Source organism: Nocardioides sp. NPDC051685, assembly GCF_044453405.1.
In the GTDB taxonomy this organism is placed as follows: domain Bacteria; phylum Actinomycetota; class Actinomycetes; order Propionibacteriales; family Nocardioidaceae; genus Nocardioides.
This window is the reverse complement of record NZ_JBITCR010000004.1, coordinates 403,769-423,967: the sequence shown is the minus strand read 5'-3', so window position 1 is coordinate 423,967 and position 20,199 is coordinate 403,769. Positions and strand designations below refer to the sequence as shown.

Below are 20,199 nucleotides of genomic sequence, written 5' to 3'. Positions count from 1 at the left end.
AACCCATGGGGTCATGTATGGCAACCGGGGCGGATGCCATACATCACTTCGACTCGTCCTGGCCGACACCACGCCGATACCCTGAGGGTGTGAGTAACCGCCCCACGACGTCCTCGCTTCGCTCCGGGCGCCGTGGGGACCCCGAAAAGCATGACTCTGATCAGCGGTCCCTGGTGGCCACCACCGTGGCGCTCGACGCCGGTTCAGAGACGCTCGACGACCTGCTCGCGCTGTTGCCCGCCCGCCGGCGCGTTCTGTCCTGGGTCCGCCACGGCGAGGGCCTGGTCGGCTGGGGCACCGCCGCCGAGATCCGTACGTCCGGGCCGGAGCGGTTCGCGCACGCAGCCAAGTGGTTCGAGGAGCTGGCGGCCGTCTCGACGGTCTCCGACCCCGTGGGCGAGCCCGGCACCGGCCTGGTCGGCTTCGGCTCCTTCTCCTTCGCCGACCTGCCGGGATTCTCCGTCCTCAAGGTGCCCGCGGTCGTCGTCGGCAAGCGTGGCGACGTCGCCTGGGTGACCACCGTCGGCCCGGCCGCCACACCACCTCCCGTGCTGGCGCCGACGCCGCAGCCGGAGGCACCGCGCGATGTCGTCTTCGCCGATGCGTACGTCGACGGCGAGCACTGGATGCGGATCGTCGCCGACGCCGTCTCCCGGCTCCAGCACGGAGACCTCGACAAGGTCGTCCTCGCCCGCGACCTGCTGGCCGCGGCCAGCGCACCGATCGACATCCGGGCCGTGCTGCGTCGGTTGGCCGCTGCGTACCCGACGTGCTGGACGTTCCACGTCGACGACCTCTTCGGCGCGACCCCGGAGCTGCTCGTACGCCGCGAGCGCGGCCTGGTCACCTCCCGCGTGCTCGCGGGCACGATCTGGCCCACCGGCGAGGAGGACCTCGACCACGCGCTCGCCGCGTCGCTCGCGGAGTCGTCGAAGAACCTCGAGGAGCACGAGTACGCCGCGAGGTCGGTCGCCGACGCCCTGGAGCCGCACTGCTCCTCGATGAACGTGCCCGAGGCCCCCTTCGTGCTCAAGCTCCCCAACGTGATGCACCTGGCCACCGACATCACCGGCGTCGCCAGCGACGGGGTGAGCTCGCTCGACCTGGCCGCCGCGCTGCACCCGTCGGCCGCGGTCGGCGGCACCCCGCGCGAGGACGCCGTCGCGCTCATCGCCGAGATCGAGTCGATGGAACGGGCCCGCTACGCCGGTCCGGTCGGCTGGATGGACGCCACCGGCGACGGCGAGTGGGGCATCGCGCTGCGCTCGGCCGAGATGATCGACGATCGCACCGCCCGCCTCTTCGCCGGCTGCGGCATCGTGGCGGGCTCCGACCCGGAGACCGAGCTGGCCGAGACCCAGGCCAAGTTCGTCCCGATCCGCGACGCCCTGTCCTGAAACGCCCCACGGCGGACTGGATCCCGCGCGATAGATTCGGCGGCATGAGGATCACGAAGTTCGGCCATGCCTGTGTCCGGATCGAGCACGACGGGGCGGTGGTGGTCGTCGATCCGGGCGTGTTCACCCAGCCCGAGGCGCTGGACGGCGCGACGGCGGTGCTGATCACCCACGAGCACCCCGACCACTACAACCCGGCCCTCCTCGAGGGCAGCGACGCACCGGTCTACACCATCGGCGCGGTCGCGGCACAGATCCTGAAGGGCGCCCCCGCCGTCCACGAGCGGACCACGGTGGTGAAGCCGGGCGAGTCGTTCGACGCCGGGCTGCCGGTCACCGCGATCAACGAGAAGCACGCGGTCATCCACGCCGACCTGCCCCACTTCGACAACTCGGGCTACCTGATCCAGGCCGGGGACACGAAGATCTTCCACCCGGGCGACGCGCTCGACGGCCCAGGACAGGCCGTGGACGTACTCTTCCTGCCCGTCTCCGCGCCGTGGGCGCGGTCGAGCGAACTGATCGACTTCGCCCGCGAGGTCGGCGCCTCGCGGACGGTTGCGATCCACGACCGGGTCTACTCCGAGGCCGGCTCCGGCATCTTCGACAGCCAGGCGGCCGCCCTGATCCCTGCCGAACGCGGCTACGTACGTCTCGCGGACGGGGCTGACCTCTGATGGCCCTCGTCGCAGTCGTCTACGCCTACAACGACCTCCCTGACGTACGCGCCGAGCATCTCGACGCCCATCGTGGTTTCCTGGCGAGCCAGGACAACCTGGTCCTCTCCGGCCCCACCTCCGACGGCTCCGCCCTGCTCGTCTTCGAGGGCGAGATCGCGACGGTCGAGGTTGTCCTGGACGACGACCCGTTCCTCGCGGCCGGGCTGATCAAGGAGCGCCGGATCTTCGAGTGGACCCCGGTCCTCGGTTCCTGGAAGTCCCAGCTGGGTCTCTGAACCACGAGTCGGCGCGTCTGCCCCACGATCTGACGCCGAGTCGGCGCAACTGTCCCAAGAGCGTGGGACATTCGCGCCGACTCGGGGATCCTGGCTGGGACAGACGCGCCGGCTCGGCGGTTGGTCAGCCCAGCGCGAGCGCCTGCAGGCGGTCGTACGCACCGTTGAACGTGTCCTGGTCCAACGGTGAGGAGGTGTACTGCCAGAAGGTGTAGTAGCCCCAGCCGGCCGGCAGGGTGCCGGGCGAGCTGGCGTAGCGCGCGATCCAGAGCGGATGGGCGCTGGCGAACTGCGAGGTGTTGCCGGTGCAGGTCGTCCACCAGTCGGTGGTCGTGTAGATGACCGCGTCGCGGCCGGTGCGGTAGCGGTAGCGGCTCAGGAAGGCCGAGATCCACGAGCGCATCGACGACTGCGAGAGGCCGTAGCAGGTGCCACCGGAGTAGGGGTTGTACTCGATGTCGAGCACCCCGGGGAGGGTCTTCCCGTCGGCCGACCAGCCACCGCCGTTGTTGACGAAGTAGTCGGCCTGCGCCGCGCCACCGGAGTCGGACGGGTTGGCGAAGTGGTAGGCGCCGCGGATGAAGCCCTGGTTGTAGGAGCCGTTGTACTGCTGCGGGAAGTAGGTGCTGTTCTTGTAGTAGGTGCCCTCGGTCGCCTTGATGTAGGCGAACCGCTTCCCCTGGCCCCACCAGTAGGCCCAGTCGACGTTGCCCTGGTGGCCGGAGACGTCGATGCCGCTCACCGTCGCCTGCGCGGTGATCGGGGTCTCGTTGCGGGTGCCGCCCTCGGCGTTCGAGCCGGGCGTCGACCAGCCGACGTACGCCCCGTGCTCGAGGGTGACGCCATGGGACCTCGCGTTCCGGGTGAGATGGCGGTCGTCCTTCTCGGCGGCACCGGCGGACTGGGTCGGGGAGAGGGAGGTGGCGAGGAGGAGACCGGCGATGATCGCGGTCACTCTCATGGATCTGCAACGCGAAGGACTCATGGGGCTGCCTTTCCCGAGGTGGACGTGCACTGAGATGCATTCGTGGCTGGGAAACATCGTGCCGCAACCGATGTCCCCCGGGGAATGTTTTCTGGTAAGCAGGTTACTCAACCAAATGGTTGACAATTCCGCGCACGGCGGCCTAGCCTCGTTATCAACCAAATGGTTGAGGAGTAGCGGATGAGCGAGGACAGACTCTCCCGAGTCTTTGCGGCACTGGCCGACCCGACCCGACGCGACCTGGTCGCCCGGCTCGCGTCGGCCGACGCGACCGTCGGCGAGCTGGCGGCGCCGTACGACGTCAGTCTCCAGGCGGTCTCCAAGCACCTCAAGGTGCTCGAGGACGCCGGCCTGGTGAGCCGGGAGTCGCGCCGCGCACCCGTACGGCTCGAAGCGGAGGTGTTCGACCTCATGACCAGATGGATCGAGCGATACCAACAGCAGGCCGAGGAGCGCTACCAGCGCTTGGACGCGCTGCTCGCCGAGATGCAGGAAGACCGACCAGCCAGAGAACCAGCCCGAGAAGAGGACGCATCATGACCACCACGAAGCACGAGACCACGATCGAGGCCTCCAAGGAGACCCCGACGATCACCATCGTCCGCGAGTTCGACGCACCCTGCGAGCTCGTCTTCCGCGCCCACGCCGAGAAGGAGCTGTACGCCAAGTGGCTCGGGCCCCGCGACGTCGGCATGAGCATCACCGAGTGGGACTTTCGCACCGGCGGCTCGTGGGCCTACTCGGCCGAGCGTGACGGTGACGAGTTCACCCAGTTCTTCGGCAGCTTCCACGAGGTGCGCGAGAACGAGCGCATCGTGCAGACCTTCACCTGGCGCGGCGCGCCCGACGGGGCCTCGCTGGAGTTCCTCACCTTCGAGCCGCTCCCCGGCGGCCGCACCCGGCTGACCGGCCTCAGCGTCGTCGAGTCCTTCGAGACCCAGGCGGCGATCATGGCCAGCGGCATGGAGAAGGGCGTCGTCCAGGGCTACGAGCAGCTCGACGAGCTCTTGGCGGAGCTCGCATGACCCCGGGCGAGCAGCACGCGTACGACGCGGCCCGGTTCGCCGAGATCGTCGACTCCGCCACTCCCGAGGACTGGGAGCGTCCCTGCCCGGTCGAGGCGTGGACCGCGCTGGACGTGGTCGAGCACCTGGTCGGGTGGCCACGCGACTTCCTGCGCGCCTCGGCCGGCGTGGACCTGGCGCCGCTCGACGTCGCCGCGGACCCGGTCGCCGCCTGGAAGACCCACACCGCCGACATGCAGGGTCTCTTCGACGACCCCGCCGGCCGGACGGTCTCCAACCCCCACACCGGCGACATGCCGCTCGACGTCGCACTCTCGCAGATCTACACGCCCGACATCTGGATGCACTCCTGGGACCTCGCCCGCGCCCTCGGGCGCGACTTCGACCTGGGCGACGAGCGTGCGTCGGCGATGCTCGCCGGTGTGGCCGCCATGGAGGATGCGATGCGTGCCTCGGGCCAGTTCGGCCCCCGCATCGAGGTCCCGACTGATGCGACTCCGCAGGAGCAGCTCCTCGGCTTCATCGGCCGAGACCCCTTCTGGCGGGCCTGAGTCAGGACAGCGTCAGCGAACCGACGCCGGAGGTGAAGTGGGTCGCGTACGTCAGCTGCACCTGCTCAGCGCCGGGTGATAGCAGGATCGTGGCGGCCTGCTGGATGTAGTCGCCCTCGACGTGCACGCTGATGTGACACGCCCTCTCGGCCGGGATCTCGAAGGACACGGTGCCCCAGTAGACGACGTACTGCCGGCCGTCGATGCTCGCGATCGGGGGCAGCCTGCCGGGGTTGTTCGCCAGCATCTTGTTTCCGCTGGTCAGGTGGAGCACCAGGATGCGCTTCACGCCGGTGTAGAACTCGACATAGGGCACCACACCCGGCCACTGCGGCTGCGCTTGCGGCTGTTCGGTCACGGGCACACTGTGCCATGTCCGAGCAGGCCGGCGGCTCAGGGACGAGCGAGCGCGCGGATGGCCAGGTCGAGCTCCCGGCGGCCGTCGCGGGAGACGACGGCCTCGACGACCTCGATGCCGCCGTTCGGGGAGGCGAGGGCGGCCTCGAGCTCGGGCACCGAGGTGGCCACGAGGTGCGGGATGCGGTGGGCGGCGCAGAGCGCCTCCAGCGAGGTGCCGTGCGGGGTGCCGAAGAGCCGTTCGAAGCGGTCGGCGTAGTCGGCGGCCCCCTGCTCGAGCGAGGCGAAGATCGAGCCACCGTCGTCGTTGGCGACGACGACGGTGAGGTCGGGGCGGACCTCCTCGGGGCCGAGCAGGAGTCCGCCGGCGTCGTGCAGGAAGGTGACGTCACCCATCAGCGCGAGCGCGCGCGTCGACCACGGACGGCCGACGGCGGCACCGATCGCCGTGGAGACGACGCCGTCGATGCCGGCCAGGCCACGGTTGGCGATCACCTTCCGTCGCCCGCCGACGTTGTTGGGCCGCATCATCAGGTCCAGGTCGCGTACGGGATTGGAGGGGCCGAGCATCAGCAGCCCGCGGTCGGGCAGGGCGCGGGCGACACAGGCAGCGACGTCGTACGCCGTCATCTCCTGCTGCTCGTGGAGCAGCCGGTCCACCTGGCGGCTGAGCTCGCGATCGGCCGAGCGCCACTCCTCCAGCCACGCCGGATCGGGCTCGCCCTCGACGTGGAGCCGGGTGCGGATCGTGCGGTCGACCCGGAACGGGCGTGCCGGCCAGACACCGTCGACCGGGGCCGCGATGACCTCGATGTCGGCGCGCGCGAGCAGGTTGGTGACCGGCCGGGAGAGGGTGGGGTGGCCGTAGACGACGACTCGCTCGATCCGTTCGGCGAGCGGTGACTCCAGCAGCAGGCGGTAGGAGCGCAGGGCGTTGTCGCCGGTGCGTGCCCCCGAGGAGGGCTCGGCGAGCAGCGGCCAGCCGGCGTCCTGGGCGAGGATGCGGGAGGGCGGGCCGGCGTCGTCGCCGGCGATGACGACCGTGAGCGGTGTCCCGGCGCCGGTCGGGATCGACTCGTGGATCATCAGCTCCGGCCGCACCGGTTCCGGACGGACCGCGATCTCCCCCGGCTCCCACCGGTCGGGCGGGGTCAGCGGCTCGTCGAGCTGGATGTTCCAGTGGACGGGGCCGCGCGCGGCGTCGAGCGCATCGATGTCGTTCTCGTCCGGCGCTGCGGCCAGGTCGACGGTCTCCACCAGCCGGCCGAAGATGCCGACCTGGTCGGTCACCTGGTTGGCGCCGGTCTCCCGGAGGCGGGCCGGCCGGTCCGCCGTGACCACGGCCAGCGGTACGCCGGCGTGAGCGGCCTCGAGCACCGAGGGGTGCAGGTTGGCGACCGCGGTGCCGGAGGTGCACATCACCGCGGATCGGGCCCCCACCTTGGTGAGGCCGAGGGCGAAGAAGCCGGCCGAGCGTTCGTCGATCCGGGTGTGCAGCCGCACGAGCCCGGCCCGGGCCGCGTCGAAGACGGCGAACGACAGCGGTGCGTTGCGCGATCCCGGCGCGATGACGATGTCGGTGACCCGCGCCTCGAGGAGCGCGGTGACGACCGCCCGGGCGAGCTCAGTAGCGGTGGCCATGCGTGCCTCCTTCAGCGGAGCGTTCTCGGTAGGCGAGGACAGCGGCCAGACGCCGGTGCCAGAATTCCGTACGCTCCGGCGCGGCCCCCAGCGCCGGCTCGGCGAGCAGGCGCGCGGGCGCCGGCGAGGCGGGGAGCACCGACAGGACCCCGCCGGACGGGAGGAGCGGGGCGGCGGCGATGTCGTCGATGAACATCGAGACCGTGCCCAGCCCACAGGCGTAGGGCAGCTCGGGCAGCGCCGCCGCGAGCGCGATCCCGGCCGCCATCCCGACCGAGGTCTCCAGCGCCGAGGAGACCACGCACGGCAGCCCGATGTCCTCGGCGATCCGCAGGCAGGCGCGTACGCCGCCCAGCGGCTGCACCTTCAGCACCGCCACGTCGGCGGCCTCGAGATCGCGTACGCGATAGGGGTCCGCGGCCCGCCGGATCGACTCGTCCGCGGCGATCGGGACGTCCACCTTCCGACGTACGTCGGCGAGCTCCTCGACCGTGGGGCAGGGCTGCTCGACGTACTCGAGGCCACCGGCGGCCCGGTCCAGCACCTTGATCGAGGCCAGGGCCTCCTCGACCGTCCAGAGCCCGTTGACGTCGATCCGGAGGTTGCCCGACGGGCCGAGGGCGTCCCGGACGGCCTCGACACGGGCGATGTCGTCGGCCAGGCTCTGGCCCGGATCGGCGACCTTCACCTTGGCGGTCGCGCACCCGGAGCGGGTCACGATCTCGTGGGCGCGCTCAGCGCCTACAGCGGGGACGGTCGCGTTCACGGGGACCGTGTCACGGACCGGTGTCGGCCAGTCCCCCGCTGTCGCCTCCTCGGCGCAGCGCAGCCAGGGCTCGATCTCGGCGACGTCGTAGTCGAGGAACGGCGACCACTCGCCCCATCCACCGGAGCCCTCGAAGACGACGCCCTCGCGCTCGGTGATCCCGCGGAAACGGGTCGTCATCGGCAGCGAGAAGACCTGGAGGTTCATCGCGACTCCACCTCGTCGCTCGTGGCCAGGGCCAGCAGGGCCTGCCGGTCGGGCTTGCCGTTGCCGAGGAGCGGGATCGCATCGAGTGCGACGACCTGGCGCGGCGCCCAGGAACGGGGATGCTCCGCGGCGACCCACTCCCGGGCCGCAGCGGCGTCGATGTCGCCGACGACGAAGGCGACCAGCCGCTGGCCCCACTCCTCGTCGGGGATGCCGAGGGCCTCCGCGGCCGTGACGGACGGGTGCTCGCGGAGCCGCCTGGCGACGAGCGCGGCCGGCACCTTCACGCCGCCGGTGATCACCATGTCGTCGATCCGGCCGAGGATCCTGAGCCGGCCGTCCTCGTCCAGGGTGCCGGCGTCGGAGGTGAGAAACCAGCCGTTCACCAGGGAGTTCGCGGTCTGTTCGGGATCGTCCTGATAGCCGTCGAAGAGCGTCGGGCCGCTGATCCGGACCCGGCCGTCGGTGCCGATCGCGATCCCGACGCCGTCGAGCGGCATCGCGTCGTAGACGCACCCGCCGCAGGTCTCGGCAGAGCCGTAGGTGGCGACCACGTCGATCCCGGCCTGCTCGGCCCGCGTACGCAGCGACGGGTCGATCGGGCCGCCACCGAGCAAGACGGTGTGGAACTCGGTGAGGGCCGTGAGGTCCTCCCCGCCGGCCTCGATGATCCGGTGCAGCTGGGTCGGCACCAGCGAGACGAACCGCGGCCCTTCGTTCATCGCGGCGACCGCGTCGGCGAACGTCGCGAAACGCGGGGAGAAGATCACCGGCTCGAACCCCGCGAGCAGCGACCTGGCGATCACATTCGCACCAGCGACGTACGACTCGGGCAGCATCAGCAGCCACTGCCCACTCGCCCCGATGCGCCGGGCCGACGCCACTGCCGACGCCTTCACCGCCGACCGCGACAGCATGACCCGCTTGGGTGTGCCGGTGGATCCGGAGGTCTCGACGACCCAGTGCTCCGGCCCGTCCCCAGCGAGCCACTCACCCATCAAGACCACGGCCGCTTCCCTCCCTACGGCCGCCTCGTTCATGCCCCCACGCTATCTCCCGCCAACTTCCCCACCTCTCCCAGACCCTGCCGAGAGGTCAGCCCCGTCGGCCGAGACGTCACGTACGTCGGCCGAGTGGGCAGGTGGCTGCCCACTCGGCCGACGCGAGCGACGTCTCGGCTGTCGCGAGGTCGCCCGCCGGGTGTAACACGCTGTTCGTAGGTCTATCCGGTCGTTCACATAGGGCGAGTAGTCCTACGAACGACGTGTTACACGTGCCGCAAGCGCCGCTACTGGCCGCGGATGTCGAAGTCAGCCACCAGGCCGTGGTGGTCGGACTCGAGCTCGAACGTGGCCTGCCGGGTGGGGGTGGCGGTCGCGTTCGAACCGAGGAGCCAGTCGATGGTGCCGCCGCCGTCGTGGGTGGCCCAGCCCTGCGGAGGAGCGCCGAGGGCCTCGAAGGAGGAGGTCATCCCGGCCTTGGTCATCAGCGGCTTCGGTCCCCATGGGTCCCCGTCGCCGCCGTTGCGCGGGTAGGGCGAGTTGAGGTCGCCGGCGACGAGGACGGGGCCGTACTTCTGCAGCCCCTGCGCCAGCCCGGCGAGCTTCGCGAAGCCGCGCTGGGCCTCGTTCTTACGCGCCTGCGGGCTCTTGGCGGGCGAGGTCATCGTGTGGGTCGAGATCACCGAGATGCGCCCGGAGCCGTCGCTGCTCGCGAGGACCACCCAGGTGGCGTACCTGTTGTCGTTCTTGACCCCCGTGACCGGCTTGGTGAGCTGGACGGTGCCCTTGTCGACCGCCACCCAGCGGTCGGTGCGCCACATGACGACCGGGCTGAGGGCCTGGCTGCGGGTGCCGTACTCGTCCGCCGAGGCGCGGTAGGTGCCGTAGCCGCGCACCGAGATGTCGGAGACCGTACGTGACTGGGCCTCGTTCAGGGAGACGAAGTCGGGCCCGTGCTCCATGACCTCGGCCAGATCGGAGCGGTATCTCGAGCGGGACAGGGAGACCTTGATGTTGGCCTGCGCCAGGCGCACCTGCGGACCGGAGACCGCTGCCGGCGAGGCGCCGATCTGGCCCGCTCCGGGGAGTCCGGCGACCTGCTTGGTGGCTTCCAGGGTCTTGCCGATGTTCTTGTCCAGCCAGACCGCCGGGTCGACCTGGTCCTGCAGGTAGCCGCCGCCGTGCGGGTGCACCTCGAAGTGGAGGTGGCAGCCGGTCGAGTTGCCCTCGCTGCCGACCTGTCCGATGACCTGCCCGGCCTTCACCATCTGGCCCTCGCGGACCGAGAGCGCCCGCATGTGGGCATACCACGTGGTCAGGTTTCCGGGCGCCGTCTGCACCTTCACCAGCCAGCGTCCCGCCCAGCCCCAGCCGCCGCCGGACTCGATCACGATGGTGCCGCCGTGGGCCGCCTGCACCGGGGCGCCGCACGGCGCGGAGTAGTCGTTGCCGGTGTGCATGTTGGCCCAGTTGGAGCCGGAGTTGCCGTAGTTGCCCTGGTCGACCGCGAGGCCGGCCTGGACGGGACGTACGACGGTCGTGCTGATCCCGGCCATGCCGATGGTGCACGCCACGTCGGTCGCGGTGGCCGTCAGGTCGGCGGCCGAGACCCCGTCGGCGAGCGCGGCGACGAGCGCCCGCGCCTCGTCCTCGTGCTGGGCGTACGCCAGCGGGAACGCCGATCGCTGCACCGCCTGCGCCGCAGCGGTGACCTGCATCTTGCGCCACCCCGGGATGTCCAGGAGACCGGTGTTGCCGGTGTGGGCGGCCACGCCGTAGAACGCCTGGGCGGACTTGACCGGGTTCATGATGTCGGCGACGGTGCCCCACCCGGAGACCGGGCGCTGCTGGAAGAGACCGACCGAGTCGCGGTCCCCGTAGTCGAGGTTGCGCAGGCCGCTCTCCTGCATCGCGGTCGCGAGCGCGATCACCCAGCCGTAGGCAGGCACGCCGGACTGCTTGCCGACCGCCACGATCGTCCGGGCGTTCTGGATCTGCTCGGTGTCGAACCCGGCGATGCTGCCCTCGGGGACCTCACCGTCCGGCCCCAGGTTGCCGACCGGGACCGCGTTGGTCCCACCGACACAGCCCGACTCGGCCTGGTCCTGGTTGCTCTGCTCGGTGCTCGCCAGACCGCCGATCAGGATCACCAAGGCACCGGTGACCACCAGGACGAACGTGGCCGCACCAGCCACGATCCCCCAGATCAGACGCGCCTTGAAGATCCACATCGCCTAACCGCCCGGAAGGATGTTGGCGACGTACCAGACGTTGTCGACCAGCGTCAGGTAGACGATGACCTTGGGGCCGTCGGTGGTGACCTCGACGCGTGCCTCCCCATCGGTCTGATCGAGCACCTTCGGCGTGCCGACCACCTTGGTCGCGTCGATGTTGGCCGGGTCGGTGGTGCCCAGGGCCTGGGCCAGCGACTCGTCCGGGCGCGCGGCGTTGATCCCGGCCCACCACTCCTCGGTGGTCAGGTCGGGACGTGCCCAGGCGGCGACGAACTTGGTCGCCAGCGGTATCGGATCCGGGACGGGTGCGGGTGATCCGGTGGCGCTGGGGCTCTGCTCCGCCGACACCGAGCCCCGCTCGGGCTGCGAGGCCGGGTCGGCGTCGGGGGCATCGCTCCACTGGGCGATGAGCCAGATCACGAAGACGATGCCGACGACCACCGAGAAGAACCGGAACGGCGACCTCATGGGCCACCTCAGCACCGGCGCGATGACCTCCCACAGCACACCACGCGTCGTTGTCGACCGCACTACCGGGCTCCTCCTTCAGCTGACCCCCAGCTGGAACCGTTGTCGACGGGAACCGAGCGGTTCCCGTTCGGTGAGTAGATGACGAAGACCGGGTTGCCGTCGGCGTCGTAGTCCACATTGGCCTCCGCCACCGGCGAGTGCCGCGGCGGCTCCGGCTCGCGGTCGGCGTAGGCAGTGTGGTCGACGGGGCTCGGCGCCTCGGGGCGGTCGTTGGTGTAGACCTGCGCGGCGTGACCAGGCGTCGGCTCGTCGCGCTCGGCGGAGCGCGAGTCGAACCACTGTCCGGCCACGCGCTCACCGTCGTTGCCGCTCATCGAGGAGCCCAGGGCGTACGTCGGTGTGCTGCTCGCACCCGCTCCGGCACCCAGCGCTCCGGCGGCCGTCACCGGCGCCTGGTTGGGCACCTGCTCGGCGAACATCGTCGGCCGGCTGGCGGTCAGCTCGTGGCCGGGCATGTAGACCCCGCCGGGGCTCGAGACCGCTCCGGTGCCGGCGGGGACACCACCGGTGGCGGGGGGCCGGTCGGCGGTCGCGTCCCGGACCCCGGCCTCGGTGCCCGTCCGGGCACCGACGTACGAGGACAGCATCGAGGTGAGGCGCCCCATGCCCGGCAACGGGATCCCGTACGCCGCGGGGCGGGTGAGTCGCCAGGCCAGCACGGTCAGCACCGCGATCAGCCCCAGCTTGAGCACGAACCACATCGTCGAGGTCAGGATCGCCGAGTCCAACCGCAGCAGCAGCAGCGCGACCAGGAAGTAGATCGGGCCCATCACCAACGGCCCCACGACCCGCTTCAGCATCGCCACCGCCGCATCCCGGGTGTGGTCCAGCATGAACAACACCCCCGCGGCCGGCGCGAACGGCACGATCAACCGGATCAACGCGAACGACAACAGGATCGCCAGCCCGGCCACCAGCAGGAACCCGCACACCACCACGACCACGACGAGGTTCACCAGCGCCGTGGTCGCCCGCTGGGACCAGTGCTCACCCTTGAAGTACTCATACGCCACCGGGTCGGACTTCTTCACCGCCTCGGCATGCTTCTTGAACGCGTCCTGCTTGGCCTCCAGGACCTTCTTGCCCTCACCGTTGGGGTCCTTGCGATAGGCGTCGTACTCCTGCCAGGAGAAATGCGTCGCCCGGAACACCCGCGGCCCGTACGTCTTCGCCGTGGCCGAGTCCGGATCACCGAACGCACCCGCCAACCAGGTCCGGTACTGCGTCGAACGCACCACCTCATCCATCTGGCCGTCCACAGCCTTGACCGCATCGGTCTCGCCGAACTTGTCGTCACCGACGCCGGGGACCGTCCGGCCATCGTTGAACCCGGCCGCGATCAGGCCCGTCGCCGACCGCACCCCGTCATCGACCAGCTTCGTCGACTCCACCGGATACTGGATCAACCACGACGTCACCACCAGCACGCCCAGCGCCCAACCCGCCGCCGTGACCGCCCGCGCGAACCGGCCGTCCCGCGCCCGGATCATCACCGTCGCCGCCACCAGCAACAGCACCACACTCACCCACGGCGCCCACACCCCGTCGGTGACCGCCTTGGAGGCGGCCACGATCGGGTCATCGAGGGCCTTGAGGAACGAGTTCTCCCCGATCACCGCGTTCAGCAACGCATGCGACCAGTTCGGCAGGATCCCCGAGATCTCCAACATGATGTTGCCGATCGAGGTCCCCGCCCCCGCCACGAACTGCCCCGTGCACCCGTTGTCATAGGTCCACCACTGCGGAGAGGTGCCGTAGGCCGACTCCAACGAGACCTCGTCCTTGTTGCGGAACGGATCCAGCTCGTCGTCGACCTTCTCCGGATCGTTCAGCTCCGTGCCCGCCTTCGACGCCGCCCCCAACGCCGTCATCCGCACGATGAACGAGCCATCCCCGTACGGAGAAGCCGGCATCGGCGCATCCAGGTTGTTGCACGCATCGCTCACACCCGAGAGCCCACCCGTCGGATCGAACGGGATCGGGATGTCGATCCCCCTCGTCCCCGCAGCCGCCGGGCCGGCGACCGACAGCAGAGCAACCACGAGTACGACGAGGGCAGCCGCCCTACGGCGCAGGGGTGTCCTCCGGGGAGCGGGGCGCGGCAACATCAGCCGATCCCGTCCCCGGAAGGATCAGTCTCGGAAGGGTCGACCGGCTGTCCGCCGATGGCCCGGCTGACTCGGCGGGTGGGGTCGGCGGTGGTGTTGAGCGCCTCCTGCAGACCCGGGTGGTGGTTGAGGGTGACCTTGATGATCTCCATGCCGCCGTGGCCGGTGTCGCCGCCCAGGCCGTCGCGGTAGATGAACTCCCGGTAGCCCAGCTGCTCGTCGCCGCGGCGGGTGCGCGGCGAGAGCCGCGCCAGGATCGACTCGTAGCCCAGACCCTCCGGCTTGCCGAGCAGCTTGAGCGCGTCGCGCTGGGCGGTCTCGTCCTGCGTACGTCCCACGAAGGCCGCCCCGACGAAGTTGTTGATGTCGGAGCCCAGGATCGCGGAGGCGTTCTGGGTGGAGACCAGCGCGGCACAGTTGTTCTTGCGGGAGTCGCTGGAGAGCTTGTGGACCAGGGCACGCCCGGTGCCGCCGCTCGCCTGGGTGACCTCGTGGGCCTCGTCGAGCGCGAACAGCTTCCGCTCGTTGGGGTCGCTGCGGTAGATCAGGTGCAGCGCGGACCAGGCCGCGAGGGTCATGATCGGGCGCGCCATCTGCTCCTCGGCGCTCCACTCCTCCCGCGGCACGTGCTCGGGCGGGGTGTTGAGACCCTTGAGGTTGTAGAAGGTGAACGGCGTGCCCTTCAGCTCCGCGTCGGACTGGAGGAAGTCGTTGCCGAAGAAGAGGCGGCCGAGCTCACGCTCGCGGGCTGCGGCGAGCTCGCGGGCGATCTCCTGGTCGCCGCCGTCGCCCTCGAAGAGCATCTTCACGATCGTCGAGGTGTCGGCGCCGCGGTCGGCCTGCGCCTCCATGACGCGGGCACGGATGCGCTTGAGCACCTCCTCGTTGTTGGCCAGTCCGACCGGGAGGCAGGAGCGGAGCACGGAGACGGTCAGGTCGCGGCGCTGCTGCACGGCGGCTGACCGCTCCCGGTGGAGCCGCTCGGCGAACTCGTGGTCGGACATCGCCTCGGCCCGGATCAGCTCCGGGTTGGGGTCGGGCACGACCGCATAGGGCGACAGCGACCCCGGGCGACCGCCGAGCACGTCCACGCTGCGGGCCCGGGCCGGGACCCGCTGGCCGTTGAAGGCACCGCCACCGATCTCGGGAAGCGCCATCAGCCGCTGCAACCGGCCCGCCGGGTCCATGGCGACGCCGTGGATGCCGGAGAGGATCGACATGTAGATGACGACGCCCATCAGCGTCGACTTTCCGGAACCGGGCGTGCCGACGAGCGGGATCAGGCCGGCCTGCTCCATGACCTCGGTGAGATACCACGGGTCCATCAGGACGGCCCGCGACGCCATCGCCGAGGTCTCGCCGAGGTAGAAGCCGCGCTTGTCGCCGACCTCCGCGGTCACCGCCGGGAGGCCGGCGGCGACCTTGAGGACCGGGAACTTCCGCGCGTGCGCGGTCGACGCGAGCGGCTCGCCCGGGACGAACTCGCGAGCCAGGTGGTACTGCCCCAGCTGACGGGTGATCTTGATCTGCGGCCGGTAGAGGTCGACGACCTTCTGGGCCTTGTCGAGCGCCTCGGCCTCGGTGCGACCGGTGACGGCGATGCGGTACCAACCCCTGGTCCGGGTGGACAGGCCGGTGAACTCCGAGCGCATCTCGTCCTCGACGTCGGCAGCGCGGCCGGCCTGACGGGAGAGCTGCTTGGGAGGCCGCTTGCCGTGGTCCTCGGACCAGTGGCTGACCTGGCCGTCGATACGGCGGGTCAGCGACGCCATCTCGCGGGAGACGTCCTCCGGCGAGCGCGGCTCGACCCGGAAGGACCACTCCACCGGGAAACCGAGCGCGTCGGTCTTCGCCATCCACGGCGCGTGGGTCTCCGGGACCTCGATGTCGCCGATCCGCGAGACCGTCAGTACGCAGACGTGGCTGGTCTCCTGGCGGCCGCCGATGCTGCTGGTGACCTGCACGGTCGGCGCCAGCGGCTCGGCCGACCACGCGACCGACTCGAACCACTCGGCCATGTCGTCGGTGTCGAGGAAGTTCTGCTGGGCCTCGCCAGGCTCCGGCACCGGGATCTTCGCGCCCAGCGAGAGCGAACGGGCGATCATCCACTCCATGTCGTGGCCGACCGCGGGTCGTGCGGAGAAGCCGGGGCGCGACATCACCCGGTTGACCGTGTCGAGCCGCTCGCTGATCGCGGCCATCTCCCGCTCGGCGGCGCTGGCGGAGAACTTCGCCAGGGTCCGCACCGTCGCGTCGCGACGGCCGAGGTCAACGCCGTAGTAGACGAGCTTGTCGGCCTGGCTGTGCGCGGCCATGTGGGCCTGGTTGCGCGCCATCATCTCCTCGAACCCGGGCTGCGGGTCGGGGGCGTTGGCGAACGCGGCATGCGCCCAGTGACGTACGGGATAGGGGCGGGTGGTGACCCGGCCGTGGATCGTGTTGCCGACCAGGTCGGCCAGCTGGCTCGCCTGGTCGGTGATCAGGGCCTCGAGGTCGGAGTGGGCACGGAACGACCAGGTCTGTGGCTCGGCGAGGTACCAGGCGATGATGCGGTCGCCGGTGAAGGTCAGGTGACCGCGCACCTCCTCCAGCGCCCACTTGTCACCTCTGGGCTCATGGACGCCCTTCGAGTCGTCGCCGCCCCGGCCGAAGACGCTCTTGCGTCCCGGCTTGGGCTTCTCGAAGCCAGGCCCGTAGGCCCGCTCCGTTCGCGGCCGCCTCATGCGGTTCCTCCGTCGTTGGGTGCGTCGTCGCCGTTGAGGCGCTTGCGGTAGTCGTCCACGCTCTGCGGGCGCTCGTCGGTCGTCGCCCACTCGTCCTGATTGTCCCTGGGACGCGTACGTCCCGAGGGCGCATCGTCGAAGTCGTCGAAGTCGTCCTCGTCGAAGTCGTCGAGTCCCGGCTCCGGCGCGATCACCACGGCCGGCCTGACCGCATGCACGAGCGGCTGCCGCGCCGGCTTCGGTGCGGGCTCGGGCTCGGGTGTGGGCTCGGGTGCGGGCTTCTGCGCTGCGGGGGCCGACGAAGGCGGCGGCGGAGGCGGGGGTGGCGTCGTGGGTGCGGCGGGCCGGGTGACGGGCGGAGCGGGCGGAACAGGCGTCGCGGGCGGAGGCGGCGGCGCAGCAGGGGCAGTGGTCTCGGGGGCCGGCGCGGGCTGGTCCTGCTCCTGCCGGGCCTGCCACGGCGCACCGCCCTTCCACGGGACGTCACGGGGCTCACGCGGCGAGGAGGACGGCCGGCTCGACCAGCCACCCTTCGCCGGACGTACGCCACTGGCCTGCTGCTGCCTGGCAGGCCAGGCCTCGGGCTGGACCGTGAGCTCGGCCGGAAGCGGCTCCTCGACGACCTTGGCCTCGATCACGGGCCGAACGGGCGCGGCCTTGCCGCGCACCGGCATGGTTTGGGTTTCAGCGAAGCCGGAGGCTCTCTGTCTCGTCGAGGCGCTCGGCGTCGAGGCGACGACCGTCGCCTGCAGCATCCTCGGCGAGGGTGTGGCACCCGGCTGCTGCGCGAACCGCCGCCCGGGCCGTCGCATGGCCTTCGCCCAGCCGCCTCGCGGGCTGGTCGCGTGCCGGAACGCGGCGGCTGCGCCACCTGCGTACTGTGCGCCCGTCTCCACGCGCGGCGTGGTCAGCTCGTGCCAGAAGGTCATCAGCCAGGCGCCGGCCGAGCTCTCCGAGCTGATGTAGTCGGAGGCCTTCATCGAGAGGTAGGAGGCGCCGATCAGCCACAGCCCCATGCTGAGCAGCGTCACCGGCATGCCGAGCTTGCGCAGCAGCACAAGCGTCACCGGCGCGATCACCAAGAAGAGGAAGATGGTGCGGTAACGCATCTCCCCGATGTAGCGACGAGGGGGACCGAGATAGGTCTGGTCGACCTCGTACAGCTCGTCGTCGTCAGGCAGCCTCATCCCCGAGATCCCTCCCTGGGTTAGCTAACGGGACCGAGTTCACCCCTTGAAGAGACCAGCCATCCACTGACCGAGGTCCGTGGCGTTGTTGCCCACGGCGAGGCCGAGGACGCCGAGACCGATGATCAGGCCACCGACGATCGTGACGGCCTTGGAGATGTTGCCGCTGCGGGCAGCCCACAGGACCGTGACGCCGAGGATGAGGACGACAAGCGTGATGATGTTGTCGGTGATCCACTCGGCCAGGCCGCCGGTGCCATACTCGGCGGCTTGCGTCGTACTTTGAATCAACTGGTGCGGTGCCATTGTTCTGCTCCCTTTCCCGAGGTGAGGTCTGATTGCCGGACGCGTCCGGAAGTTATTCGGTTGTCCCGCCCGGCGCAGCCCCATGCGGCACCGGTGGGTGGAGGCGCCCGCCCCTCCCGCGCGCTGACGCAAACTCCCGGGCATCGGCATTCTGGACAAACGCCACCGCCATGTGAGACGAGGGTAGTCCCCAGACCGCCTCAGCGCACCTCGTTCCACCTGACGACACGTGTCTCACCGCGCGCGTACACGCCCTCAACCGACCCGCGCCACACAGTTGTCGTGCCATACACCGGACCGCTGGACGCGACACCGTCCCGCTCAGTGGTCTCCTTCGGCGAATTCTTGCGAGGGGAGGCTAACTTCGGGGAATCTATATCCCGGCGCATCCTCGCGAATTTCGCGCGCTTGCGTCTGGATTCGCGAATTTACATTCCATTCAATCGGATTTCTCGGGAGGACGAGCTCACATGGACAAGAAGAAGATCTTCATCGTCATCGGCGCCCTGTTCGTCGGGTTCTGGCTGTTCACCGATCCGCAAGGACTGACCAGCACGGTCTCGGCCATCGCCGGCGGCATCTGGGGCGTCACCACGGACGTCTTCGGCGGCGTGATCGGCACCATCGAGGGCTCGACCCGCTGACCCAGACCACGACCAACGCCGACGCACGGGCGTCGGCGCGATGGACTCCTGTTTCCTCGCTGCCCGGTTTGGGGACCGATCAGCCCGGATAACTGTTTGACGTCGAACTCCGCGAGGACAAGACTTCGCTTGTCTCGATGTCAAGATAGTTGGGAGTCGTCTTGTCCCCTCACTTCATCCGGTTGAGGGACAAGGTCCTCTCAGACGACCCGCTCATCCGGGCGATGTCGTACCAGTCGGTGCTGTCGGCCTTCGCCGAAGGCACCTTTCTCACCGGCTCGGCGGTCTTCTTCACCCAGATCGTCGGCCTCTCCGCCGCACAGGTCGGCCTCGGTCTCACGATCGCGGGCGTCGCAACCTTCTTGTTCGCCGTCCCCCTGGGCCGACTCGCGGATCGTCTCGGCACCCGGCTCAGCTGGATCGCCGGTGCCGTTCTCCAGGCGCTGCTGTTCGGTGCCTGGGTCCTCGTCGGCAACTTCGCCGCGTACGTCGCCGTCGAGGTGCTCCTCGCGCTCGCCTCGTCCTGGCAGAAGTCGGGGCGCGACGCGTACCGGATCTCGGTCTTCCCCGCGGCGACGCGGGTGCGGGGGTTCGCCTACATGCGCGCCGCCCGCAACGTCGGCTACACGATCGGCGCCCTCGCCAGCGGCCTCGCCCTGGCGGCCGACTCCAACACGCTGATCAAGGCCGTCCCGCTGATGACCGCCGTGGTGCTGCTGGTCAACGCCTACTGGATCTCGCGCCTCCCCCGCCTCTCCACCCCTGCTCCGTCCGGCGACACCACGAAGGACGTACGCGACCGCCTCGGTGCCCTGCGCAACCGCGCGTTCCTGGCGACGACGTTCTTCGACGGCGTGCTCGGCACCCATCAGGTCCTCCTCAACGTCGTCATCCCGCTCTGGCTCGTCCAGGAGACCGATGCGCCGCGCGTACTGCTGGCATGGCTGTTCGGCACCAACACCGTCATGGCCGTCGGGCTGCAGGTGATCGCCGCCCGCGGCGTCACGGACGTGACGACATCACTTCGCGCGCAGCGGCGCGGGGCGCTCTGCTTCCTCGCTTCCTGCGCCATCATCGCGGTCACCCACGACACCGTCGGACTTCTCACGATCGCGCTCGTCTGGCTCGGCCATGTGACCGTCACCGGCGCCGAGCTCTTCCAGTCGGCCGGCGAGTGGGGCCTGGTCGCCGACCTCTCCGACCCGGAGCACCGCGGCGACTACCAGGGCGCCGCCCAGGTCGGCTACACCCTCGGCACGGTGTGGGCCCCCGCGGCGTACACCTTCCTGGCCATGGAGCTCGGCCACCTCGGCTGGGCCCTCATCGCGGGCATCATCATCGTCGCCGCGATCGCCGTCCACCCCTCCGCCCGCGCCGCCGAGCGCTACCTCGCCCAGCGGACCCAGCCCGTCCCCGAGCCGGCGTAGCCGCCGCGGGAGGGCTGGCTGCGCGGGAGCCCGGCCGGTGTAACACGTCGTTCGTAGGACTACTCGCCCTATCAGAACGACCGGATAGTCCTACGAACAGCGTGTTACACCCCGCCCCAAGCCCGACCACGGGCCACCAACCATCCACAGACTC

General features: G+C 70.2%; 19 protein-coding genes. 8 read left to right on the top strand and 11 right to left on the bottom strand.

The window, feature by feature from the left end:
* Nucleotides 1–173: 173 nt before the first annotated feature.
* Genes ACIA03_RS14805 through ACIA03_RS14795 form a run of 3 tightly spaced genes read left to right on the top strand, consistent with a single transcriptional unit; the run spans nucleotide 174 to nucleotide 2,352 of the window.
* Nucleotides 174–1,397, top strand: coding sequence for an isochorismate synthase MenF (locus ACIA03_RS14805; RefSeq protein ID WP_396983642.1), 1,224 nt, complete (start codon nucleotides 174–176; stop codon nucleotides 1,395–1,397).
* A gap of 44 nt (nucleotides 1,398–1,441) precedes the next feature.
* Nucleotides 1,442–2,074 carry an MBL fold metallo-hydrolase gene (locus ACIA03_RS14800; RefSeq protein WP_396983640.1) on the top strand — a complete coding sequence of 211 codons (633 nt, stop codon included), beginning with the start codon at nucleotides 1,442–1,444 and terminating at the stop codon, nucleotides 2,072–2,074.
* Nucleotides 2,074–2,352, top strand: a complete 279-nt coding sequence (locus ACIA03_RS14795) for a YciI family protein (protein WP_396983638.1) — start codon at nucleotides 2,074–2,076, stop codon at nucleotides 2,350–2,352. The genes ACIA03_RS14800 and ACIA03_RS14795 overlap by 1 nt, the downstream gene beginning before the upstream one ends.
* 124 nt (nucleotides 2,353–2,476) lie before the next feature.
* Here ACIA03_RS14795 and ACIA03_RS14790 read toward each other — a convergent pair whose 3' ends face one another.
* Nucleotides 2,477–3,313 carry a GH25 family lysozyme gene (locus tag ACIA03_RS14790; protein ID WP_396983636.1) on the bottom strand — a complete coding sequence of 279 codons (837 nt, stop codon included), beginning with the start codon at nucleotides 3,311–3,313 and terminating at the stop codon, nucleotides 2,477–2,479.
* Nucleotides 3,314–3,517: 204 nt separating this feature from the next.
* Between ACIA03_RS14790 and ACIA03_RS14785 the strand changes: the two genes are divergently transcribed.
* Genes ACIA03_RS14785 through ACIA03_RS14775 form a run of 3 tightly spaced genes read left to right on the top strand, consistent with a single transcriptional unit; the run spans nucleotide 3,518 to nucleotide 4,913 of the window.
* Nucleotides 3,518–3,877 carry an ArsR/SmtB family transcription factor gene (locus tag ACIA03_RS14785; RefSeq protein ID WP_396983634.1) on the top strand — a complete coding sequence of 120 codons (360 nt, stop codon included), beginning with the start codon at nucleotides 3,518–3,520 and terminating at the stop codon, nucleotides 3,875–3,877.
* Nucleotides 3,874–4,362 (top strand): SRPBCC family protein, encoded by a 489-nt coding sequence (locus tag ACIA03_RS14780; RefSeq protein WP_396983632.1) that lies wholly within the window; start codon nucleotides 3,874–3,876, stop codon nucleotides 4,360–4,362. Before ACIA03_RS14785 ends, ACIA03_RS14780 begins: the two co-directional genes overlap by 4 nt.
* Nucleotides 4,359–4,913 (top strand): TIGR03086 family metal-binding protein, encoded by a 555-nt coding sequence (locus ACIA03_RS14775; RefSeq protein ID WP_396983630.1) that lies wholly within the window; start codon nucleotides 4,359–4,361, stop codon nucleotides 4,911–4,913. The genes ACIA03_RS14780 and ACIA03_RS14775 overlap by 4 nt, the downstream gene beginning before the upstream one ends.
* 1 nt (nucleotide 4,914) lies before the next feature.
* On the opposite strand, the gene ACIA03_RS14770 is transcribed toward ACIA03_RS14775, so the two are convergent.
* The 10 genes from ACIA03_RS14770 to ACIA03_RS14725 all read right to left on the bottom strand — a co-directional run bounded on the left by ACIA03_RS14770 (nucleotide 4,915) and on the right by ACIA03_RS14725 (nucleotide 17,974).
* Nucleotides 4,915–5,271 carry a hypothetical protein gene (locus ACIA03_RS14770; protein ID WP_396983628.1) on the bottom strand — a complete coding sequence of 119 codons (357 nt, stop codon included), beginning with the start codon at nucleotides 5,269–5,271 and terminating at the stop codon, nucleotides 4,915–4,917.
* A gap of 35 nt (nucleotides 5,272–5,306) precedes the next feature.
* Entirely contained in the window at nucleotides 5,307–6,911 is a 1,605-nt protein-coding gene (menD, locus tag ACIA03_RS14765) for a 2-succinyl-5-enolpyruvyl-6-hydroxy-3-cyclohexene-1-carboxylic-acid synthase (protein ID WP_396983626.1), read from the bottom strand.
* Nucleotides 6,895–7,884, bottom strand: coding sequence for an o-succinylbenzoate synthase (locus tag ACIA03_RS14760; protein WP_396983624.1), 990 nt, complete (start codon nucleotides 7,882–7,884; stop codon nucleotides 6,895–6,897). Before ACIA03_RS14760 ends, menD begins: the two co-directional genes overlap by 17 nt.
* Nucleotides 7,881–8,924, bottom strand: a complete 1,044-nt coding sequence (locus ACIA03_RS14755; RefSeq protein ID WP_396983622.1) for an AMP-binding protein — start codon at nucleotides 8,922–8,924, stop codon at nucleotides 7,881–7,883. Before ACIA03_RS14755 ends, ACIA03_RS14760 begins: the two co-directional genes overlap by 4 nt.
* 248 nt (nucleotides 8,925–9,172) lie before the next feature.
* On the bottom strand, nucleotides 9,173–11,116 hold the full coding sequence (locus ACIA03_RS14750; RefSeq protein ID WP_396983620.1) for a peptidoglycan DD-metalloendopeptidase family protein: 1,944 nt from the start codon (nucleotides 11,114–11,116) through the stop codon (nucleotides 9,173–9,175).
* A 3-nt stretch (nucleotides 11,117–11,119) separates the two neighbouring features.
* The gene (locus ACIA03_RS14745; protein ID WP_396983618.1) at nucleotides 11,120–11,587 is read right to left on the bottom strand and encodes a hypothetical protein; all 468 of its coding nucleotides are present in this window, start codon (nucleotides 11,585–11,587) and stop codon (nucleotides 11,120–11,122) included.
* Nucleotides 11,588–11,649: 62 nt separating this feature from the next.
* The gene (locus ACIA03_RS14740; protein WP_396983616.1) at nucleotides 11,650–13,758 is read right to left on the bottom strand and encodes a hypothetical protein; all 2,109 of its coding nucleotides are present in this window, start codon (nucleotides 13,756–13,758) and stop codon (nucleotides 11,650–11,652) included.
* The gene (locus ACIA03_RS14735; protein ID WP_396983614.1) at nucleotides 13,758–16,481 is read right to left on the bottom strand and encodes an ATP-binding protein; all 2,724 of its coding nucleotides are present in this window, start codon (nucleotides 16,479–16,481) and stop codon (nucleotides 13,758–13,760) included. Before ACIA03_RS14735 ends, ACIA03_RS14740 begins: the two co-directional genes overlap by 1 nt.
* Nucleotides 16,478–17,668: a hypothetical protein gene (locus ACIA03_RS14730; RefSeq protein WP_396983612.1), complete on the bottom strand. Its 1,191-nt coding sequence runs from the start codon at nucleotides 17,666–17,668 to the stop codon at nucleotides 16,478–16,480. Before ACIA03_RS14730 ends, ACIA03_RS14735 begins: the two co-directional genes overlap by 4 nt.
* 39 nt (nucleotides 17,669–17,707) lie before the next feature.
* Entirely contained in the window at nucleotides 17,708–17,974 is a 267-nt protein-coding gene (locus tag ACIA03_RS14725; protein ID WP_091043078.1) for a hypothetical protein, read from the bottom strand.
* Between the two features lie 470 nt (nucleotides 17,975–18,444).
* Between ACIA03_RS14725 and ACIA03_RS14720 the strand changes: the two genes are divergently transcribed.
* Both ACIA03_RS14720 and ACIA03_RS14715 read left to right on the top strand, forming a co-directional pair.
* Complete coding sequence (locus ACIA03_RS14720; RefSeq protein ID WP_160146497.1) at nucleotides 18,445–18,618, top strand: hypothetical protein; 174 nt, start codon at nucleotides 18,445–18,447, stop codon at nucleotides 18,616–18,618.
* Between the two features lie 161 nt (nucleotides 18,619–18,779).
* Nucleotides 18,780–20,045 carry an MFS transporter gene (locus tag ACIA03_RS14715; RefSeq protein ID WP_396983608.1) on the top strand — a complete coding sequence of 422 codons (1,266 nt, stop codon included), beginning with the start codon at nucleotides 18,780–18,782 and terminating at the stop codon, nucleotides 20,043–20,045.
* Nucleotides 20,046–20,199 lie beyond the last annotated feature (154 nt).